At 72.2% G+C, this 1,702-nt stretch carries 1 protein-coding gene and 1 pseudogene; one reads left to right on the forward strand and one right to left on the reverse strand.

Going from position 1 to position 1,702, the window contains the following annotated elements; all coding sequences use genetic code 11:
• A partial coding sequence (locus tag I59_RS11140; RefSeq protein WP_022903928.1) for an SDR family oxidoreductase occupies positions 1-1,342 on the reverse strand: 1,342 nt, incomplete at its 3' end.
• A gap of 42 nt (positions 1,343-1,384) precedes the next feature.
• Between I59_RS11140 and I59_RS19845 the strand changes: the two are divergent.
• A pseudogene (locus I59_RS19845) lies at positions 1,385-1,702 on the forward strand (hypothetical protein); the annotation flags it as partial.

The raw sequence follows: 1,702 nt of genomic DNA on the forward strand, positions 1-1,702 counted from the left end.
AGATCGCCCGCTGGTGGTAGTCGCTCCCGCCGTCCACGGACGGCGTCACCGTCATCTCGAGCCACGCGCGGCCCGGCGACTTGAACTCGGCCCGGAGGCGCAGGTAGCGCCCGCGGTCGAGCCGCTCCACGCGCCACCAGTCGAGTGCGTCGCCCTGTTCCAGACGCTGCGGGTCCCGTCGGCCACGGCTGAGCCCGACGCCGCCGGCGATCTTGTCCATCCAGCCCCGCGCCACCCAGGCGAGCGGGAACGAGTACCAGCCGTTGTCGCCGCCGATCGACTCGACGACGCGCCAGACGTCGGCCGCGGACGCGTCGGTGTGCCGCTTGCGGTCGTCGACGTAGACGGTGTGCCCCGCCCAGTCCGGGTCGCTCGGCAGCGGGTCCGCGGGCGTCGCCGCGAGCGTCGCGTTGCGCCAGCTCGTCTCGACCTGGCCCGTCCGCATGCGCGCGAGCGCCAGGCGGACCGCGCGCCGGTACGGTGTGAGGCCCCCTGGTGGCGCGGGGACGTACTGGTCGATGTCGTGTTCACGCTGCACGCACTCGAACTGCAGCGACTCGATGATGGGCCGCGCGAGCTTCCGCGGGATGGGGGTGACGATGTTGAACCAGTGGGCGGCGAGTCCGGGCGTCAGCACCGGCAGCGACGCGATCCCGCGCTGCGGCAGCTTCGCCTCGACCGCGTACCCGTTGAGCATCTGCCCGTACCGGAGGACGTCCGGGCCGCCGATGTCGAACGTGCGGTTCACGTCGGCCGGGATCTCGAGGGCCTGCACGAGGTAGTAGAGGACGTCGCGGATGGCGATCGGCTGGATGTGGTTGCGCACCCACTTCGGCGCCGGCATCCACGGCAGGACGTCGGTGACGTGGCGGATCATCTCGAACGAGGTGCTCCCGGAACCGATGACGACGCCGGCCTGGTACGCGATCGTCGGGACTCCGGACCGCAGCAGGACGTCCCCGACCTCCTTGCGGCTCCGCAGGTGCTTCGACAGCTCGCCGTCCGGGTGCAGACCGCCGAGGTAGACGAAGCGCCGGACCCCGGCGACGCGTGCCTCGTGGCCCATCGTCCCGGCCGCCTGCGTCTCGGCGCGTTCGAAGTCGCCGTCGGCACCCATCGCGTGCGCGAGGTAGTAGACCGCGTCGATCCCCTCGACGGCTGCGCGGACCGCTCGGGCGTCCATCAGGTCGCCCTCGGCGATCTCGACGTCGTCGTGCCAGGGGACGTCCTGCAGCTTCCGCGGGGTCCGCGCGTAGACACGGACCGTGTGGCCGGCTTCGAGGAGCCGTGGGACGAGACGACCGCCGATGTACCCGGTGGCGCCGGTGACGAGGACGTGCATGCTGGGCACGGTACGCGCGTCGCCTCCGGGTAGGCTTGCCGGGTGGACAACGCAGCGATCCCCAGCGCCCCCGACGCCGTCACCGCCGACGCGGTCCGGGCCCTCATCGACCACGCGATCCTGAAGCCCGAGCTCACCCGCACGGACGTCGACGCCCAGCTCGACGAGGCAGCGGCCTACCGGGTGTTCAGCGTGTGCGTCCGACCGAGCGACGTCGCGCACGCGGTCGAGCGGCTGACCGGCACCGGGGTCGGCGTCGGGACCGTGATCGGCTTCCCCACGGCACGACCACCACCGCGACCAAGGTCGCCGATTCGCTGCAGGCCCTCGCCGACGGCCCCTTCAAGCTCGACATGGTGC

The organism is Curtobacterium sp. B8 (genome assembly GCF_000333315.1).
GTDB lineage: Bacteria > Actinomycetota > Actinomycetes > Actinomycetales > Microbacteriaceae > Curtobacterium > Curtobacterium luteum.